The organism is Herminiimonas glaciei, assembly GCF_042664955.1.
Lineage (GTDB): Bacteria > Pseudomonadota > Gammaproteobacteria > Burkholderiales > Burkholderiaceae_D > Oxalicibacterium > Oxalicibacterium glaciei.
In genome coordinates this window covers 2,356,722-2,372,209 of sequence record NZ_JBHTBU010000001.1, presented here as the reverse complement: position 1 = coordinate 2,372,209, position 15,488 = coordinate 2,356,722, and the positions used below count along the sequence as shown (strand labels likewise).

15 protein-coding genes are annotated in these 15,488 nt (G+C 53.9%); 7 read left to right on the top strand and 8 right to left on the bottom strand.

The window, feature by feature from the left end:
- Nucleotides 1-35 precede the first annotated feature (35 nt).
- Nucleotides 36-1,001, top strand: a complete 966-nt coding sequence (locus ACFQPC_RS10680) for a LysR family transcriptional regulator (protein WP_382271826.1) — start codon at nt 36-38, stop codon at nt 999-1,001.
- Here ACFQPC_RS10680 and ACFQPC_RS10675 read toward each other — a convergent pair.
- The gene (locus ACFQPC_RS10675) at nt 998-1,372 is read right to left on the bottom strand and encodes a VOC family protein (protein WP_382271825.1); all 375 of its coding nucleotides are present in this window, start codon (nt 1,370-1,372) and stop codon (nt 998-1,000) included. The two genes, ACFQPC_RS10680 and ACFQPC_RS10675, sit on opposite strands and share 4 nt — an antisense overlap.
- A 91-nt stretch (nt 1,373-1,463) precedes the next feature.
- Here ACFQPC_RS10675 and ACFQPC_RS10670 point away from each other — a divergent pair, with 91 nt between their 5' ends.
- Nucleotides 1,464-2,297, top strand: a complete 834-nt coding sequence (locus ACFQPC_RS10670) for a hypothetical protein (protein ID WP_382271824.1) — start codon at nt 1,464-1,466, stop codon at nt 2,295-2,297.
- Between the two features lie 72 nt (nt 2,298-2,369).
- Here ACFQPC_RS10670 and ACFQPC_RS10665 read toward each other — a convergent pair whose 3' ends face one another.
- The 5 genes from ACFQPC_RS10665 to ACFQPC_RS10645 form a co-directional block, all read right to left on the bottom strand.
- Nucleotides 2,370-2,936 (bottom strand): type VI secretion system tube protein Hcp, encoded by a 567-nt coding sequence (locus tag ACFQPC_RS10665; RefSeq protein WP_382271823.1) that lies wholly within the window; start codon nt 2,934-2,936, stop codon nt 2,370-2,372.
- A gap of 51 nt (nt 2,937-2,987) precedes the next feature.
- On the bottom strand, nt 2,988-3,443 hold the full coding sequence (locus tag ACFQPC_RS10660) for a DUF2214 family protein (protein ID WP_382271822.1): 456 nt from the start codon (nt 3,441-3,443) through the stop codon (nt 2,988-2,990).
- 47 nt (nt 3,444-3,490) lie between these two features.
- On the bottom strand, nt 3,491-4,150 hold the full coding sequence (locus ACFQPC_RS10655; protein ID WP_382271821.1) for a hypothetical protein: 660 nt from the start codon (nt 4,148-4,150) through the stop codon (nt 3,491-3,493).
- Nucleotides 4,147-5,004, bottom strand: coding sequence for an HAD family hydrolase (locus ACFQPC_RS10650; protein ID WP_382271820.1), 858 nt, complete (start codon nt 5,002-5,004; stop codon nt 4,147-4,149). Before ACFQPC_RS10650 ends, ACFQPC_RS10655 begins: the two co-directional genes overlap by 4 nt.
- A gap of 177 nt (nt 5,005-5,181) precedes the next feature.
- Nucleotides 5,182-6,930, bottom strand: a complete 1,749-nt coding sequence (locus ACFQPC_RS10645; protein ID WP_382271819.1) for a glutamine--tRNA ligase/YqeY domain fusion protein — start codon at nt 6,928-6,930, stop codon at nt 5,182-5,184.
- 343 nt (nt 6,931-7,273) lie between these two features.
- Between ACFQPC_RS10645 and ACFQPC_RS10640 the strand changes: the two genes are divergently transcribed.
- The gene (locus ACFQPC_RS10640; protein ID WP_382271818.1) at nt 7,274-7,519 is read left to right on the top strand and encodes a hypothetical protein; all 246 of its coding nucleotides are present in this window, start codon (nt 7,274-7,276) and stop codon (nt 7,517-7,519) included.
- A 264-nt stretch (nt 7,520-7,783) separates the two neighbouring features.
- On the opposite strand, the gene ACFQPC_RS10635 is transcribed toward ACFQPC_RS10640, so the two are convergent.
- Together ACFQPC_RS10635 and ggt are read right to left on the bottom strand one after the other, a co-directional pair.
- Entirely contained in the window at nt 7,784-8,545 is a 762-nt protein-coding gene (locus ACFQPC_RS10635; RefSeq protein WP_382271817.1) for a YoaK family protein, read from the bottom strand.
- Between the two features lie 179 nt (nt 8,546-8,724).
- Nucleotides 8,725-10,323 (bottom strand): gamma-glutamyltransferase, encoded by a 1,599-nt coding sequence (ggt, locus tag ACFQPC_RS10630; RefSeq protein WP_382271816.1) that lies wholly within the window; start codon nt 10,321-10,323, stop codon nt 8,725-8,727.
- A gap of 213 nt (nt 10,324-10,536) precedes the next feature.
- Here ggt and ugpQ point away from each other — a divergent pair, with 213 nt between their 5' ends.
- The 4 genes from ugpQ to ACFQPC_RS10610 all read left to right on the top strand — a co-directional run bounded on the left by ugpQ (nt 10,537) and on the right by ACFQPC_RS10610 (nt 15,488).
- Complete coding sequence (gene ugpQ / locus ACFQPC_RS10625; protein WP_382271815.1) at nt 10,537-11,319, top strand: glycerophosphodiester phosphodiesterase; 783 nt, start codon at nt 10,537-10,539, stop codon at nt 11,317-11,319.
- Between the two features lie 103 nt (nt 11,320-11,422).
- A complete protein-coding gene (gene alaS, locus ACFQPC_RS10620) occupies nt 11,423-14,032 on the top strand; it encodes an alanine--tRNA ligase (protein WP_382271814.1) in 2,610 nt (869 codons plus the stop codon).
- Between the two features lie 251 nt (nt 14,033-14,283).
- Nucleotides 14,284-14,511, top strand: coding sequence for a sulfurtransferase TusA family protein (locus tag ACFQPC_RS10615; protein ID WP_012078448.1), 228 nt, complete (start codon nt 14,284-14,286; stop codon nt 14,509-14,511).
- A gap of 227 nt (nt 14,512-14,738) precedes the next feature.
- Nucleotides 14,739-15,488: an electron transfer flavoprotein subunit beta/FixA family protein gene (locus ACFQPC_RS10610; RefSeq protein ID WP_382271813.1), complete on the top strand. Its 750-nt coding sequence runs from the start codon at nt 14,739-14,741 to the stop codon at nt 15,486-15,488.

Sequence of the window (15,488 nt, the reverse complement as noted above, 5' to 3'; positions counted from 1 at the left end):
TAGCCCTAAACGTAGATTTGTTATACGCTTAACGTATGAAAGAATCGGGAAATCCAGGCGTAGACCGCATAGAGCTGATGCAAACCTTTGTCCGCATCGTCGAGGCGGGCAGCCTGTCGGCCGCTGCCGAGCAGCTCAAAACCAGCCAGCCCACGGTGAGCCGGCGCCTGCAGGCGCTGGAACGCAGCCTGGGTTTGCGCCTGTTACAGCGGTCTACCCATGTGATGAAGCTGACCGAGGATGGCGAACGCTGCTTCGCACATGCGAAGGAATTGCTGGATAACTGGAAGGCAATGGAAGCCGATTTGCGCGGCACGCAGGATGAGCCGGAAGGTACCCTGCGCGTACTGGTGCCGCATGCTTTCGGGCAGGAGCATTTGATTGCACCGTTGGCCGATTACCTCGGGCGGTATCCGCGCGTCTCGGTCGAATGGATGCTGCATGACCGCCATCCAGACTTCATTGCGGAAGGCATAGATTGCGCGATCCAGGTCGGTGTAGTCGTCAATCCTTCGGTGGTGGCGATCAAGTTGTTTGATGTGCCGCGCATCATAGTAGCTTCACCGCAGTTGGTGAAAGCGCATGCATCATCGTTGACGGTTGATAAGCTGCACACTTTGCCGTGGCTGGCTTTCCGTACTTTTTATCGGGAAGAGGTCGTGTTGACACGGCAATCCGATGGCGCGGAGCATGCATTCTCGATACAACCGCGCATGAGCACCGACAGCCTGTATGCCTTGCGTACCGCGGTCGCATCGGGTTTGGGTGCGGGGATAGTGTCCGGTTGGCTGGTGGCCGACGATATTGCGCAAGGGCGCTTGTTGCATCTCGTGCCGGATTGGCGCGCACCGCCTTTGCCGGTCTACCTGGTGTATCCGCATGCGCGTTACTATCCGGCGCGCTTGCGTCTCTTCCTCGATACCATGCGAGCGATAAAACCGTTGGGACAGGAGTTGGGTGTACCCAAGGGTGGGAAAGAAATATCCAGCAAGCAGCCTTAAGCGGCCGCCGTCACAAACTCTATCATCACGCCCGGCGTCGGTACGACAAACAATTGCCGCTCTCCGCTAATGGGTACTTCCGACGATTCGTATTCATATGTCGCCGCCTGCAGTTTCGCGAGCAGCTTATTCCAATCCGCTGCACTGTCCACCCTGAAGGCAATGTGATCGATGCGCGTAGGCGACTTCGTGAGCGACCGTTCGGAGTTGGTCTTGATCAGGTGGATCACGGCTTTGCCGTCGTGGTACAGCCAGTAGCCTTCAAAGCCGAAAGGCGGACGTTCACCGACAGTCAGTCCTGCGATGTCGCAAAAAAATACTCGTACCGCTTCCAGTTGCGGCGTGACGATGGTGGCGTGATCTATTTTCATGCGGCTATTGTAATGAATTAACGTTTATTGCTATAGGGCAATTCTCATGGTTAGAATGCAGCCTCAATTCAAACAGGGAAGCATTAATAGTATGAAGTCTATGGTGAAGGCGCGCAGCGCTGTGGCGTGTGTAGTGGCAAGTCTGGTTTTGTTGGGCTGTGGCAGTGGCGAGGGCATAGATGCGAAACTCGCCAGCGACTCTGAAGCGGCTTACCGCACTTCATTGAACAAGGCATGGTTAAAGATGTCGGCCGACGAGCAAAACTCCTATAACTGGGCGGTGAATAACCTGGGACTGGACATGTTCCTCGTTAAATATCCGAATGCAACGCCGCGTGAAGTCATCAATCGCCAGGCCGATGAATACATCAAGGCCGTCAATGAGCGGATCGCGACGACCGCCGCAGAGTACGCACAGAAAAAGAAAACACTGGATGAGCAAGAAGCCATCCTCGCGCAAGTCGATGCAGAGCTGGGCAAGATCACGACTTCAGCTATTGCAATCGTGCGCGGCGCATCCTTCGGCGATCCGGAAATCCGTTACACCATCACGAACAATAGTCGTTTCAATGTTTCCAAAGCCTATTTGAATGCATGGGTATTTGTCGATGGTGAACAGACATCGAACCGCGGTTGCCGTGTATTCGGCTACTTCAAGGGCGATGGTGGTTTGAGCGCCGGAAAGACACTGAACGCCAGGCATAATATGTTCAGCAGCTGCGACGCCTGGAAAACACTGGAAGTAAAAAACGCCAGGCAATTGCAATATCAAATGGAAATCGACAAGGAGAGTGTCGAAGACTTTGGCGAACGCAAGATACGCCCGAGCTTTTCACCGACCAAAGCCGACTATGAAAAGCAGTTGAAGCAGGATGCAGAGAATGTTGCGGCGGCAGTCAAGATCAAAGCTGATCTAAAAAAATAAGCAGCACTGAAAGCTACACCCCTGGTGCAAAAAAACTGCACCAGACTTGCCTTGGGTAACTGCTCAGCCTGATTAACTAAACTGGGTGATAGCGCGATTCTGCGCAAAGCTCCAGCCGGAAACAAGATTGCCAGTGGCCTTCGTATTCGCCAACTGCGTTGTATAAGTCCAGAGTATCTCGGTGAAATTCAGTTTGAACTGTTCGGTCGGCATATCGTCGGGATGCGACTGGAACTGGATTTCACTCAACATGGCGTCACGTAAAGCCAGCGTAATGATGTTGCTGGTCTTGTCGCCGGAATTACGTGCGATATAAAGCATGGTCGGTTGATCCTTGCCTTCGCCCAGTGGTTGCGCGCGTAAACAGTGGTCATATAACTTTACCGATGTCTTGTCGACGTATTTCACGCACGTCAATTCGGTGATGATAGGGCGACTAGCCGCAGCGTTATCGTGAGCCTGTTCACCGGTAATCGCAGTCTTGAGCCGGATACCTTGGTGTACCGAAACGAGTTCTAAACATCTGCCCAGATTCAGACCTGCATCCTGCCATTGCGGATCTATTAATGAGCCGCCTGTTTCGTCATTGGTGGTAGGTATAAAGTCAGGATCGCCGGGTTGCAGCAGGATTAAATCCATAGCTATGTTTTAGTTCTTATAAGTGTGTGGGGCGGAGGCAGCAGTGTACGTTTAGTTGCCGAAGTAACCTATGCCCTTGGCAGCCATCGCTGCACACAGGATCATCGCTCCCAGCAGCATCAGTTCCGCATGGATGATGCCACGCAGCTTGCGGTTCTGCGCATCAGTCAGTTCAGGCACCACGCCTTGCTTCAGCGATTTATTCCACTTCAGGAAAGTCATGGTCGGGTGGATCGAGATCAGGCCGACGACGATGAAGAGTGCCATCTTGATGATGAAGGGGGCGCTGTGCATGTAATAGTCCGCACCCTTTTCAAAATACATCACACGCAAACTACCGATGATCAGGATCAGGCCGGCGGCGACGCCGTAGATGGCGTCGTAGCGCTGGATTTTCTTTGCAGTTGCGAGGGTTAACGGTTGCTTCAGCAATAGCATCTCGAAGGCCAGCGTCAGCATGATGGCCAGGAAGGCTATGTGGTGGAGGAAGGCGATGAGTGCAGCCATGTGTTCTCTCTTAGTCTTAAATCAGTGATTTACTTTTATGCATTGTCTTATTTCGATATTTCATTAGATCGAAGTTGGATTTCTTGGGTAGAGGAAGATGTAGGGTAGGTGACAGGTAGATGAATGTTGTTATGAACTACTGGAGGACATGTGACGGCTGGGGCGGTTAGGGTTCCTGGCAGTGCGCCGGAAATAGTTGTTGCTTTCTCTTTGGACTGAGTTTGATCAACCGGCTTTGTTCCGAAAGCGAGAGTTGCGGAAAGAATGATTATGGCAATCCCGATGATTCCATAAAACCAATCCATCTTGTGTCGTGAATGAGCGGTGAATCCCAATACTTTTACTGGACTAGACTTGCTAATCTCAGTTCCGAGTGAGATTTCTATGCCCAATTCCTGAAGACGCAACTCCACGGGAGCGGCAGCTTTTACTGCACCGTTAAGCAGTCTGTGATACCACATACGATCCATAAGGTAAAAGGCTATCCAAGGAAGAATAGAGCAAAAAACAACAAGTCCTGCCACTGATATCGTTGTGCCCAATATAGTAATAAAGCCGCCGTCCTTTATCGCGTAGCCACCAAGACCAATGAACGCACCCGTAACAATTAGCGCAAAATTACGTATCCTCAACTCAAGATCATTGAAGTGCTGTTGTACATCAATAATTTTTTTCCAAATTTCTACTTGAATTGTGATTTCGTTCATGTTTTTTCATCTTTAAGTATTGAAATAATTTCTGAAAATGAAGAGTGAAGTGTGTACGTAGGTTTAATCGCTCCGGGGCTAAGTGCCGATTGTTCTCGGTCTACCATTTCAGTTGTCCAATGCGTCACTTTTTTTAGTAGATCATACTGTTCTGCCTTGTGTTGAGCGGCTCCATATTTTGCATGTATATCCATAACACCGGCTTCTTGAGCCATATGGATATCTTTTAATAGATTGTCGCCAACATATGCGGTTTCGGCTTTAGTAAATCCTAGTTCCTCAATGATTGATGAAAGAATATGAGGATTTGGTTTTAATTCGCCTTCAGGCGTTAACCTGTGATCGGTAAATTTGAGCTGATAGGTCGCGCTATCGTATCTGCGTATTTCTTCACTGTTAAAAGGAATCTCATGATCTGGAGGGGAATAAAGAACATCTATTACGCCATCTAAATCTAATTTTCTGAAGCGATAGTTTGTATAAAACGCTTTGGATTCGGTAAAAGCTGCGATGACTATTCCAGACTGCTTTAGCTCTCGAAGTGTTTCAAGTACTTGAGGATACAACTTCAAGTGTTTACGCCGAACTACCCTATATTCATCGATTGCTGGTTGCATTGCTGAAAGAAGATTGGCGCCGTATAGTTCGATGAGGCACGGTAATTCGGTCAATAGAAAAGCGTATTCGCTGGTGCCGTGTTTTTGATGGACGATGCTGCATTCTGCGTAAAATCTGTCAGGATCTATCCCCGATATATCCAATGCGCGGCGAGCCATTGCGGAGAAAGTTTCAAACCATAAGGCTTGCCAATCTAGAAGTGTATTGTCTACGTCAGTTACAAGTAATTTCTTCAAGGTGCCTACATTTTAAGATTGGGCGTGTTACAGCATTACTCATTTATACGATAACACGGGAGGGTATTTGAGTTTGAGTTGTATAAATTTGGTGTGTTTGACATTAAAATGGATAACGCCCTTAACTTGAGGGCGTTGTTTATTGATTCAGATACCTTGTAGTAGGGTAATGTTAATTTACTTCCCCCAACCATCCTTCAAAGTCACCACCCGATTAAACACAGGCTTCCCAGCCGTGCTATCGACGCGATCCGCAACAAAGTAACCATGACGCTCAAACTGTAATTTTTCATCCGGCTGTACTGAAGCCACGCCAGGTTCCACAAACGCTGTCACCACTTCTTTCGAATTCGGATTCAGCGCCAGCTTGAAGTCCTTGCCGCCTGCATCCGGATGCGGGTCGGTGAAGAGGCGGTCGTACAAGCGTACTTCGGCTTCCAGCGCGTGTGCGGCGCTAACCCAGTGCAGATTGCCTTTGACTTTGTAATTAGCTGAACCTTCGGTGCCGGATTTGCTGTCGGGGAAGTAGGTGCAGTGGACGGCGGTGATGTTGCCGTTGGCATCCTTGTCCGCGCCCACGCATTCAACTACATAGCCATAACGCAGGCGTGCCTTGTTGCCGGGGAAGAGGCGGAAGTAGCCTTTGCTTGGCACTTCCATGAAGTCTTCCTGTTCTATCCACAGTTCCTTGCTGATCGGGAAAGTGCGGTTGCCACGCTCCGGATGATGCGGATGCACCGGTGCCGAACATTCGACAGTTTCGCCTTCGGGGAAGTTGTCGATGATGAGTTTGAGCGGACGCAGTACCGCGATGGCACGTGGCGCTTTTTCATCGAGGTCTTCGCGTAGTGCGCCTTCGAGCACGCTGTAGTCTATCCAGCCGTCGGATTTGGTGACGCCTGTACGCTCGCACATCAATTGGATCGCTTCCGGCGTGTAGCCGCGACGGCGCATACCGACGATGGTAGGCATACGCGGGTCATCCCAGCCTTCGACGATGCTTTCTTCTACCAGTTGGCGCAGCTTGCGTTTGCTGGTGACGATGTAGGTCAGGTTGAGGCGCGAGAATTCGTATTGATGCGGCAGCGGCTTGGCGAAGTAGCCGCCTTCAGCCAGGCGCTCGAGGACCCAGTCATAGAACGGACGGTGATCCTGGAACTCGAGCGTACAGACCGAATGCGTGATGTTTTCTATCGCGTCTTCTATCGGGTGCGCGTAGTCGTACATCGGATACACGCACCATTTGTCGCCGGTGCGATGGTGATGGGCGTGACGGATGCGGTAGATAGCCGGGTCGCGCAGGTTCATGTTCGGTGATGCCATGTCGATCTTGGCACGCAGGATGTGCGCGCCATCTTCGAATTCACCAGCCTTCATGCGGCGGAACAAGTCCAGCGATTCGGCGGCCGGACGGTCGCGGAAAGGCGAGTTCTTGCCCGGTTCGCCGAAGTTGCCGCGGTTCTTTGCCATGTCTTCGGCGGATTGGCTGTCGACATAGGCGTGGCCCTGGTTGATCAGGTATTCGGCCATTTCATACAACTGGTCGAAGTAGTCGCTGGCGAAGTAGAGGTGTTCCTTGTCGCCTTCTTTCCAGTCAAAGCCCAGCCATTTGACGCTGTCGATGATGGTGTCTACGTATTCCTGTTCTTCCCTGGTCGGATTGGTGTCGTCGAAGCGCAGGTTGCAGCGGCCGGCGTAGTCGCGTGCGAGGCCGAAGTTGAGGCAGATCGATTTGGCATGGCCGATGTGCAGGTAACCGTTCGGTTCCGGCGGGAAGCGGGTGATGACCTTGGGCAGCGGCTGGCCATCCTTGCCCACACGATTTTCGTGTTTGCCGGCGGCGAGATCGGCTTCGATGATGCCGCGCAGGAAGTTGGAAGGGGCCGGGGTCGGATTGGTGCTGCCGTTCTTTGAATCGTTGCTCATGGATACGTGGTCTGGGCTGGGCGCAGGTTAGTGCGCAATATTAAGAAGTAAAGGGCATTTTACCCGAGGCGGCCGGGTGTTGAACCATAAATGGCTGAAGCCGGCCGCAGACGGGTTTTTGCTGATGCGCGGCGGGCCCGGGATGGTGCCTGGTGCATCAAGTTTGTGGGGCGGAAGGGCTGGTAAGTCATTGAGGACATTATGTCCTAGGGCTTTATGTCCAATGTTGATCGCGGTTTTCTTAAACTAGAATAAAGCGACTTCGATTGAGATGTCATGCAGCGTCTTGAGGGAGTGCTCCTCACGCCGGATAGTGTCAAGTAATAGCCTGGAAATACTCAAAATGACGGATTGGACCCTTATAAGCTTCGTAACCTTCAAGGTTCTCGTGCTCGGCATTGGCATGTTCTTCGCCATCAAGTGGCATTACGATCAAGGGACGAAGGAGAAGGACAGCGCGAAGGAGAAGCGCGCGGTGCTACGCGCGGGCGGCAAGGTTGCCATAGTCTTCGTGCTAACGCTCGCAGTCCTGGTGTTTGTCACCTTCATCTTTGCCACGAAGCTCGGTCTGGACTTGAACCTCCCATAGTGGCAAGGTTTCGCCTGTTGATATCCAGTGATGCGTCTGTCGGACAGCGTCGGCAGGCGAGTTATTGCACCTCCATGCTATTTACGTAGCCTTTAACGTTCCCATCGCTTGAATTCGCCGGCGAAAGCGGACATTCATATACCCCTAGAGATCAAGTGGCAATCCGGATACGAACGGTTGGCAACTTTGCGTTGCCGCTTTAGCAGCAACATTCGTGCTAATACCCGCTTGTTTGCACTTGTGCTTACGCGTGTAAAAACAGCTTCAACTGGCGGAGGCCGTTTTGGCTGCGTCGGGTTTGCCGGCCAGCCGGGCTTTTTCCTTGTCTTTTTCTTTTTGCAGGCGTTTGATGACGCCGCGCTCTATGTACATCAGGTAGAGCAGTATAAAGATGGGCAACAGCAGCGCCAGGAAGCCTGCATATTGATAGGCAAAAGCGGCACCAACCGCGCCGATGCCGAAGGCGAGCACCGGCCACAGGAATTTGATGCAGCGTTGTTTGACCGCTTCATTGGCGGAGCCGAATATGACGTCCACCGAATCGATCACGAGCTGGGTTACGTTGCCGGTCATCATGGCGGTCGGCGCGAGGTGGGACAACAGCAGGCGGCCGCAAGCGCTGTGCGTGCCCATTGCCATCGCACCGACGATGCCGGCCAGTTCCGCCATCAGCGTGGGTTCATTGCCGATCGGGCTGGCGAGGTAGCCGAGCACCATGAAGGCGATCAACAGGATCAGTTGCAGGATGTAGGCGTACCACAGTGCGTGCAGGCCGCGTTTGAGCAGGGATGCGATGAACAGGCGGGCAAAGACGACGCCGAAGATGAAGGCCGGGAAGGCGAGGATTTTGAGGAGCAGCGGCCCGCCTTGCGGGTGCGCCATCTCTGCGCCGATCAGTACAAAGTTGCCGGTGACGTGCGCGGTAAATAAACCAAACAGTGCAACGAAACCTAATGTGTCCACATAGCCGGCGAGGAAGCCGAGGCTGCTATTTTGAATCTTGTGACGCATTTCACTACGCTTCATCGATTCTCCACTCCATGCAAAACATAGTCACAGTAAATCATACAAGCAGTACTGCACACGATGTGTAGATCGTGGCAGTACTAATTGGTTTTGATACTTGTAACAATATTCGCACAAAGCAATGACACTGGCGTTACGAGAGTGTGAAGCGATGTGAAAAACGCTGCTGCGTATGTTGCTTAGTAACCGACCGCCTGCCCGTCACGACGTGGATCGCTGGCGGCGATGTAGCCGTTTTCGGTTTTCCAGATGAATTGGCCGGCACCGAAATCCATATAGCTGTCGGCGATGTTTTCTATCTTGTGGCCGCGTGCCAGCAAGGCAGCGCGTACATCCGGCGGCATGGTTTCCTCGACGTCGACCGACATCCCGACATTGACTTTCCAGCGCGGTGCATCGCAGGCTGCCTGCGGTTGCTGATTGTAGGACAGCATGCGGATCAGGGTTTGTACATGGCCTTGCGGTTGCATATTGCCACCCATGACGCCGAAGCTCATTTCCGGTTTGCCATCCTTGCTGAGGAAGCCCGGGATGATGGTGTGGAACGGACGTTTGTTCGGTGCCACGCAGTTTGGATGGCGCGGGCTGGTGTTGAAGCTGAAGCCGCGGTTTTGCAGGCTGATACCGGTATTTGGAACCACCACGCCGGAGCCGAAGCCCATGTAGTTGGACTGGATGAAGCTGACCATCATGCCGCTTTCATCTGCCGCGGTCAGGTAGATGGTGCCGCCTTTTGGTGGCGTGCCATGGCTGGCGCGGGTGGCCTGGTCCATATTGATCAGCTTGGCGCGTTCGCTCAGGTAGCCGTCGTCCAGCAAGTCCTTGACCGTGACTTCGGTCATGTATTTTTCATCGGCAACCCATTTGTAGGTATCGGCGAAGGCCAGCTTCATTGCTTCGATCTGCATGTGCTGTGCTTCGACCGAATCGACCGGGAAGCGTTTGATGTCGAGCTTGTCGAGGATGCCGAGTGCGATCAGCGCGGCGATACCCTGGCCGTTCGGCGGGATTTCGTGCACGGTGTGGCCGGCGTAGTTTTTCTGGATAGGCGTGACCCATTCCGGCTGGAAACCGGCGAGGTCGGCCAATGTCATGACTGCGCCGTTTTCTTTCGCGTAGTTGACGATGGATTCGGCCAGCTCGCCACGGTAGAAGGATTCGCCATTGCTTTCGGCGATTTTGGTCAGGGTCTTGGCGGCATCGCTGAAGACGAATTGTTCGCCTACATGCGGCGCGCGACCATGCGGCATGAAGGCTTGGGCAAAGCCGGGCTGGTTTTTCAGGATCGGAATCGCGTTATTCCATTTTTTCTGTACGACCGGCGCGACCATGTGGCCGCGGGCGGCCAGCTCGATCGCCGGTTCCAGCAGGTCGGCGAACGGCAGTTTGCCGAATTTTTGCGACAGTGCGACCCAGCCGGCGATGGCGCCGGGTACGGTCACTGCATCCCAGCCGCGTTCCGGGATCAGGTTGTTGTGTTTTTGCTTGAAGTAATCGGTGGTCCAGCCGGCCGGCGAAGTACCGGAGCTGTTCAGGCCATGCAATTGATTGCCATCCCACACCAGCGCGAAAGCATCGCTGCCAAGGCCGCAGGAAACCGGCTCGACGATGGTGATGGCAGCCGCTGCGGCAATGGCGGCGTCCACGGCGTTGCCGCCTTTTAGCAACATGCGCAAACCGGCTTGGGCCGCCAGCGGTTGCGAGGTGGAGACCACGTTGCGCGCAAACAGCGGTGCACGGATGGATGGGTAGGGGTTGGCCCAGTCGAATGTTGACATGTGTATTCCTGATTGAGTTGAAGGCAAAGTCGCGCCGGGGTGAACTCAATTTCAGCCCGTTCCGGCGGATTGCGGTAGCGCGGACATTTTATATGTTGTTGCGAATTCGGTCTTGTGTAACGGGTCTTGTGTTGAAAAAGCAGGAAGCTCGGCTATATTGACAGCAGCACGCTGATATACACTGTGCGCTCTTGAGTCGATTGGAATAACACTATGTGGCCATATCCCAAGATTGTTGCGCACCGCGGTGGCGGCGTACTAGCACCGGAAAACACGATAGCCGCGATGCGCTGCGGTTTGACGCATGGTTTTTATGCGGTCGAGTTCGACGTGATGCTGTCCAAGGACGGCGTTCCCATCGTTATGCATGATCCGGATTTCGGGCGGACGGTGGAAGGGGCAGGCAATGTGGCCGACTTTAGCGCGCAGGAGCTGACCGAGCGCGATGCAGGTGCCTGGTTCGGCGTCGACTTTATAGGCGAGCCGATCCCGACCTTTGAGCAAGTCGCGCACTTTTGCAACCATCACAATATCTGGATGAATATAGAGATCAAGCCGGTGCCGGGCTATGAAGACCGCACTGGCTGGGTGGTGGCGCAGGCGACCAAACGCATGTTTGAACATACACTGGATCGCTCCCCCGGCGCTTTGCCACTGTTGTCATCGTTTTCCTTCGAGGCCTTGCAGGCGGCACAACTGGCGGCACCGGACATCCCGCGTGCTTTCCTGGTCGATGAAGTGCCACCGGACTGGCATGAGCGCCTGCTGGCGCTGGGCGCGATTTCACTCAATACCAACCACAAACACCTGACGCCGCTACTGGCGCGGGCGGTGAAAGAGGCCGGATTCGGGCTTTTTTGCTATACCGTCAACGATGTGGCCCGGGCGAAGGAAATCCTGGCCTGGGGCGTGGATGGCTTTTGTACCGACCGTATCGACCTGATCGGCCCGCATTTCGGCGAAGAACCCGCGCATATTTCCCCTTCACTGCGCTGAGCACTTTCCTGTGTCGGCAACCATACGACGGGCAGGGTTATCCGGCCCATATCACGTATAATCTCCCGTTTGCACCACCCATTTCCTTACTTTTAGCCAGAACATGAACTCGTCCGAAATCCGCGAAAAATTCCTGAAGTTCTTCGAATCCAAAGGCCACACGATCGTGGCATCCAGTCCGCTGGTGCCCGGCAACGATCCTACGCTGATGTTCACCAACTCGGGGATGGTGCAGTTCAAGGATGTGTTCCTCGGCGAAGACAAGCGCCCATATACCCGCGCCACCTCGGTCCAGGCTTGCCTGCGCGCCGGCGGCAAGCACAATGACCTGGAAAACGTCGGTTATACCGCGCGTCACCATACTTTCTTTGAAATGCTGGGTAACTGGAGCTTTGGCGATTACTTCAAGCGCGATGCGCTGAAATGGTCGTGGGAACTGTTGACACAGGTTTACGGCTTGCCGGCCGAGAAATTGCTGGCCACCGTGTATATCGAGGATGACGAAGCCTTCGATATCTGGACCAAGGAAATCGGCTTGCCGCCTGAGCGCGTGATCCGCATCGGCGACAACAAGGGTGGTCGCTATAAATCGGATAACTTCTGGATGATGGCCGATACCGGTCCATGCGGTCCTTGCTCGGAAATTTTCTATGACCACGGTCCTCACATCGCCGGCGGTCCTCCGGGCAGCCCGGATGAAGACGGTGATCGCTTCATCGAAATCTGGAACAACGTTTTCATGCAATTCGATATGGCGGAAGACGGCTCGGTCAAACCGCTGCCGGCACCTTGCGTCGATACCGGCATGGGCCTGGAGCGTCTCGCTGCGATCCTGCAACACGTGCACAGCAACTACGAGATCGATACCTTCGAGGCTTTGATCAAGGCCGCCGGTCGTGAAACCAATACCAAAGACCTCAGCAATAATTCGCTGAAAGTCATCGCCGACCACATCCGCGCCACCGCATTCCTGGTCGCCGACGGCGTGATTCCTAGCAATGAAGGTCGTGGTTATGTACAGCGCCGCATCATCCGCCGCGCGATTCGCCACGGTTACAAGCTCGGCCAAAAGAAACCTTTCTTCCACAAATTGGTGAAAGACCTGGTCGAGCAAATGGGCGAAGCCTATCCAAAACTGAAAGCCGATGCACAACGCATTACCGATGTGCTGAAAGCGGAAGAAGAGCGCTTCTTTGAAACGCTGGCAAACGGCATGGAAATCCTTGACGGGGCGCTGGCCGGCGATGCCAAGGTATTGCCGGGTGAAGTCGCATTTAAATTGCACGATACCTTCGGCTTCCCGCTCGACCTGTCGGCGGACGTATGTCGTGAACGTGGCTTGAGCGTCGATGAGGCAGGCTTTGCCGCCGCGATGGAAAAACAAAAGGCCGCAGGTCGTGCCGCCGGCAAGTTCAAGATGGAACGCGCAGTCGAATACACCGGCGCGGGCAATACCTTTACCGGTTACGAACACCTGGAAGAGCAGGCGACCGTGGTTGGCCTGTACTTCGAAGGTACGGCAGTGCAAAGCCTGAAAGAAGGCCAGGCCGGTATCGTGGTGCTGGATACCACACCGTTCTATTCGGAGAGTGGTGGCCAGGTCGGCGACCAGGGTTTCATCAGTGCCGAAGGCGTGCAGTTCGGCGTCGAAGATACGCAAAAAATCAAAGCCGATGTCTACGGCCACCATGGCGTGCAGACGCAAGGTACGTTAACGGTCGGCGACAAGGTCAAGGCTGCAGTGGACGGTGCACGTCGTGCCGCCACCATGCGCAACCACTCGGTGACCCACATCATGCACAAAGCCTTGCGCGAAGTGCTGGGCGACCATGTGCAGCAAAAAGGTTCGCTGGTGGATCCGGATAAAACCCGTTTCGACTTTGCGCACAATGCACCGGTGACACGTGAGCAAATCCTCGAAATCGAAAAACGCGTGAATGCGGAAATCCTGTTGAACTCGGATACGCAAGCCCGTGTAATGGATATCGAATCGGCACAAAAGACCGGCGCACTGATGCTGTTCGGTGAAAAGTATGGCGAAACCGTACGCGTACTGGACATCGGTTCCAGCCGTGAATTGTGCGGCGGTACCCACGTCAGTCGTACCGGCGATATCGGTTTGTTCAAGGTCATGGGTGAAAGCGGCGTGGCGGCAGGTGTGCGTCGTATCGAAGCGATTACCGGTGCCAAGGCATTGGGCTATGTGCAAGACCTGGAAGCGGTCATCCATAGCGCGGCAGCGATGATGAAGACCCAGCCGGCAGAACTGGAACCACGCCTGGCACAGGTGCTGGACCAGATGAAGGCGCTGGAACGCGAAGTCGGTGCACTGAAAGGCAAGCTGGCGTCGTCGCAAGGCGATGAATTGCTGGCACAGGCCGTCGATGTCAAAGGCATCAAGGTATTGGCAGCGGTATTGGAAGGTGCCGATGTGGCAACCCTGCGCAGCACCATGGACAAATTGAAAGACAAGTTGAAAACCGCCGCCATCGTATTGGCAGCTGTCAACGACGGCAAGGTCAGCCTGATTGCAGGCGTCACCGCGGATTCGATCGCCAAGGTTAAAGCCGGTGACCTGGTCAACTTTGTCGCGCAGCAAGTCGGCGGCAAGGGTGGCGGCAAGCCGGATATGGCGCAAGCCGGCGGCACGGATGCAAGTGGCTTACCGGCCGCCTTGCAAGGCGTCGCCGCCTGGGTAGGCGAACGCGCTTAATTTATTTGTGACGGCGCAAGCGGGTTTGTTTACCTGCTTGCGCCGTTTGCTTTTTGTGGCGGGAACGGCATTTTTTCCGCACGGCATGAAAAAGCGGCAGCAGTTTGCAAGTAATTGTTAAATAAGATGTATCCCCGGCCCACGGCCATTCCCTTAAGGTGTTTGAGAGTAGAATCAAATGCCTGATTTATCAGAACGCATTTCGCCGATAGGGGTGTATGGGTTCTCGTTACTGAAGTGAGAGTATGACCATGGAATTTACCAAAGACCTCGATGCACGGGGTTTGAATTGCCCTCTGCCAATTTTGAAAACCAAGAAGGCCTTGGCGGAGATGGTGAGCGGGCAGGTGCTGCGTGTACAGGCTACCGACCCGGGTTCGGTACGCGATTTCCAGGCTTTCGCCAAACAAACAGGTAACCAGTTGCTGGAGCAAAGCCAGCAAGATGAAGTCTTTACCTTCTTCATGCAACGCAAATAAGCAGACGGGCGCCGCGCTCTATATCTGATCAGCGTCGCGCCCCTGTTTTATCCCCAATCGCAGGATATATACGGCTTGAGCCCAAGCACCGACCTGCATCCATTCCCCCGGTTTATCCCTACCGCCAGGCTGGTCATAAGGGCCGGAACTGAGCTTCTGCGCCACTTCCGTTTATAATCTTTCTTAGTTTACATTTACGTCCTTGTGACTTTTTCAAAGGCATAGCTATGAAAGTGTTGGTTCCAGTCAAACGTGTGGTCGATTTCAACGTCAAGGTCCGCGTCAAATCGGATCAGTCCGGCGTCGATATCGCCAACGTCAAAATGTCGATGAACCCCTTCGATGAAATCGCTGTGGAAGAAGCGACCCGGCTGAAAGAAGCCGGTAAGGCGACAGAAATCATCGCTGTCTCCTGCGGCGTCCTGCAATCGCAGGAAACCCTGCGTACCGCCATGGCCATCGGCGCGGATCGCGCGATCCTGGTGGAAACCGATGTCGAGTTGCAGCCGTTGGCAGTCGCCAAATTGCTGAAGGCAATTGCCGATAAAGAACAGCCGCAACTGATCATCCTCGGCAAGCAAGCCATCGATGACGATGCCAACCAGACCGGCCAGATGCTGGCCGCGCTGCTGGACTGGCCGCAAGCGACTTATGCGTCGAAAGTGGAAATCGATGGCGACAAGGTTAAGGTCACACGTGAAGTCGACGGCGGCCTCGAAGTCGTATCGCTGACATTGCCGGCGATCGTGACGACCGACTTGCGTTTGAATGAACCGCGTTATGTGACTTTGCCTAATATCATGAAGGCGAAGAAAAAGACGCTGGAAAACTTCAAGCCGGCCGACCTCGGCGTCGATGTCACGCCGCGCCTGAAAACCCTGAAAGTCGTTGAGCCGGCGAAGCGCTCGGCAGGCATCATCGTGCCGGACGTGAAAACACTGGTCGAAAAACTCAGGAACGAAGCCAAAGTCATTTAA

Bases quoted from the DNA above. Each gene is read 5' to 3' on its own strand.
- ACFQPC_RS10615 (WP_012078448.1), top strand. From the start codon at position 14,284: ATGGAATTTACCAAAGACCTCGATGCACGGGGTTTGAATTGCCCTCTG.
- ACFQPC_RS10635 (WP_382271817.1), bottom strand. From the start codon at position 8,545: ATGAAGCGTAGTGAAATGCGTCACAAGATTCAAAATAGCAGCCTCGGC.
- ACFQPC_RS10645 (WP_382271819.1), bottom strand. From the start codon at position 6,930: ATGAGCAACGATTCAAAGAACGGCAGCACCAATCCGACCCCGGCCCCT.
- ugpQ (WP_382271815.1), top strand. From the start codon at position 10,537: ATGTGGCCATATCCCAAGATTGTTGCGCACCGCGGTGGCGGCGTACTA.
- ACFQPC_RS10680 (WP_382271826.1), top strand. From the start codon at position 36: ATGAAAGAATCGGGAAATCCAGGCGTAGACCGCATAGAGCTGATGCAA.
- ACFQPC_RS10660 (WP_382271822.1), bottom strand. From the start codon at position 3,443: ATGGCTGCACTCATCGCCTTCCTCCACCACATAGCCTTCCTGGCCATC.
- ACFQPC_RS10640 (WP_382271818.1), top strand. From the start codon at position 7,274: ATGACGGATTGGACCCTTATAAGCTTCGTAACCTTCAAGGTTCTCGTG.
- ACFQPC_RS10610 (WP_382271813.1), top strand. From the start codon at position 14,739: ATGAAAGTGTTGGTTCCAGTCAAACGTGTGGTCGATTTCAACGTCAAG.
- ACFQPC_RS10675 (WP_382271825.1), bottom strand. From the start codon at position 1,372: ATGAAAATAGATCACGCCACCATCGTCACGCCGCAACTGGAAGCGGTA.
- ACFQPC_RS10655 (WP_382271821.1), bottom strand. From the start codon at position 4,150: ATGAACGAAATCACAATTCAAGTAGAAATTTGGAAAAAAATTATTGAT.
- ggt (WP_382271816.1), bottom strand. From the start codon at position 10,323: ATGTCAACATTCGACTGGGCCAACCCCTACCCATCCATCCGTGCACCG.
- ACFQPC_RS10665 (WP_382271823.1), bottom strand. From the start codon at position 2,936: ATGGATTTAATCCTGCTGCAACCCGGCGATCCTGACTTTATACCTACC.
- alaS (WP_382271814.1), top strand. From the start codon at position 11,423: ATGAACTCGTCCGAAATCCGCGAAAAATTCCTGAAGTTCTTCGAATCC.
- ACFQPC_RS10670 (WP_382271824.1), top strand. From the start codon at position 1,464: ATGAAGTCTATGGTGAAGGCGCGCAGCGCTGTGGCGTGTGTAGTGGCA.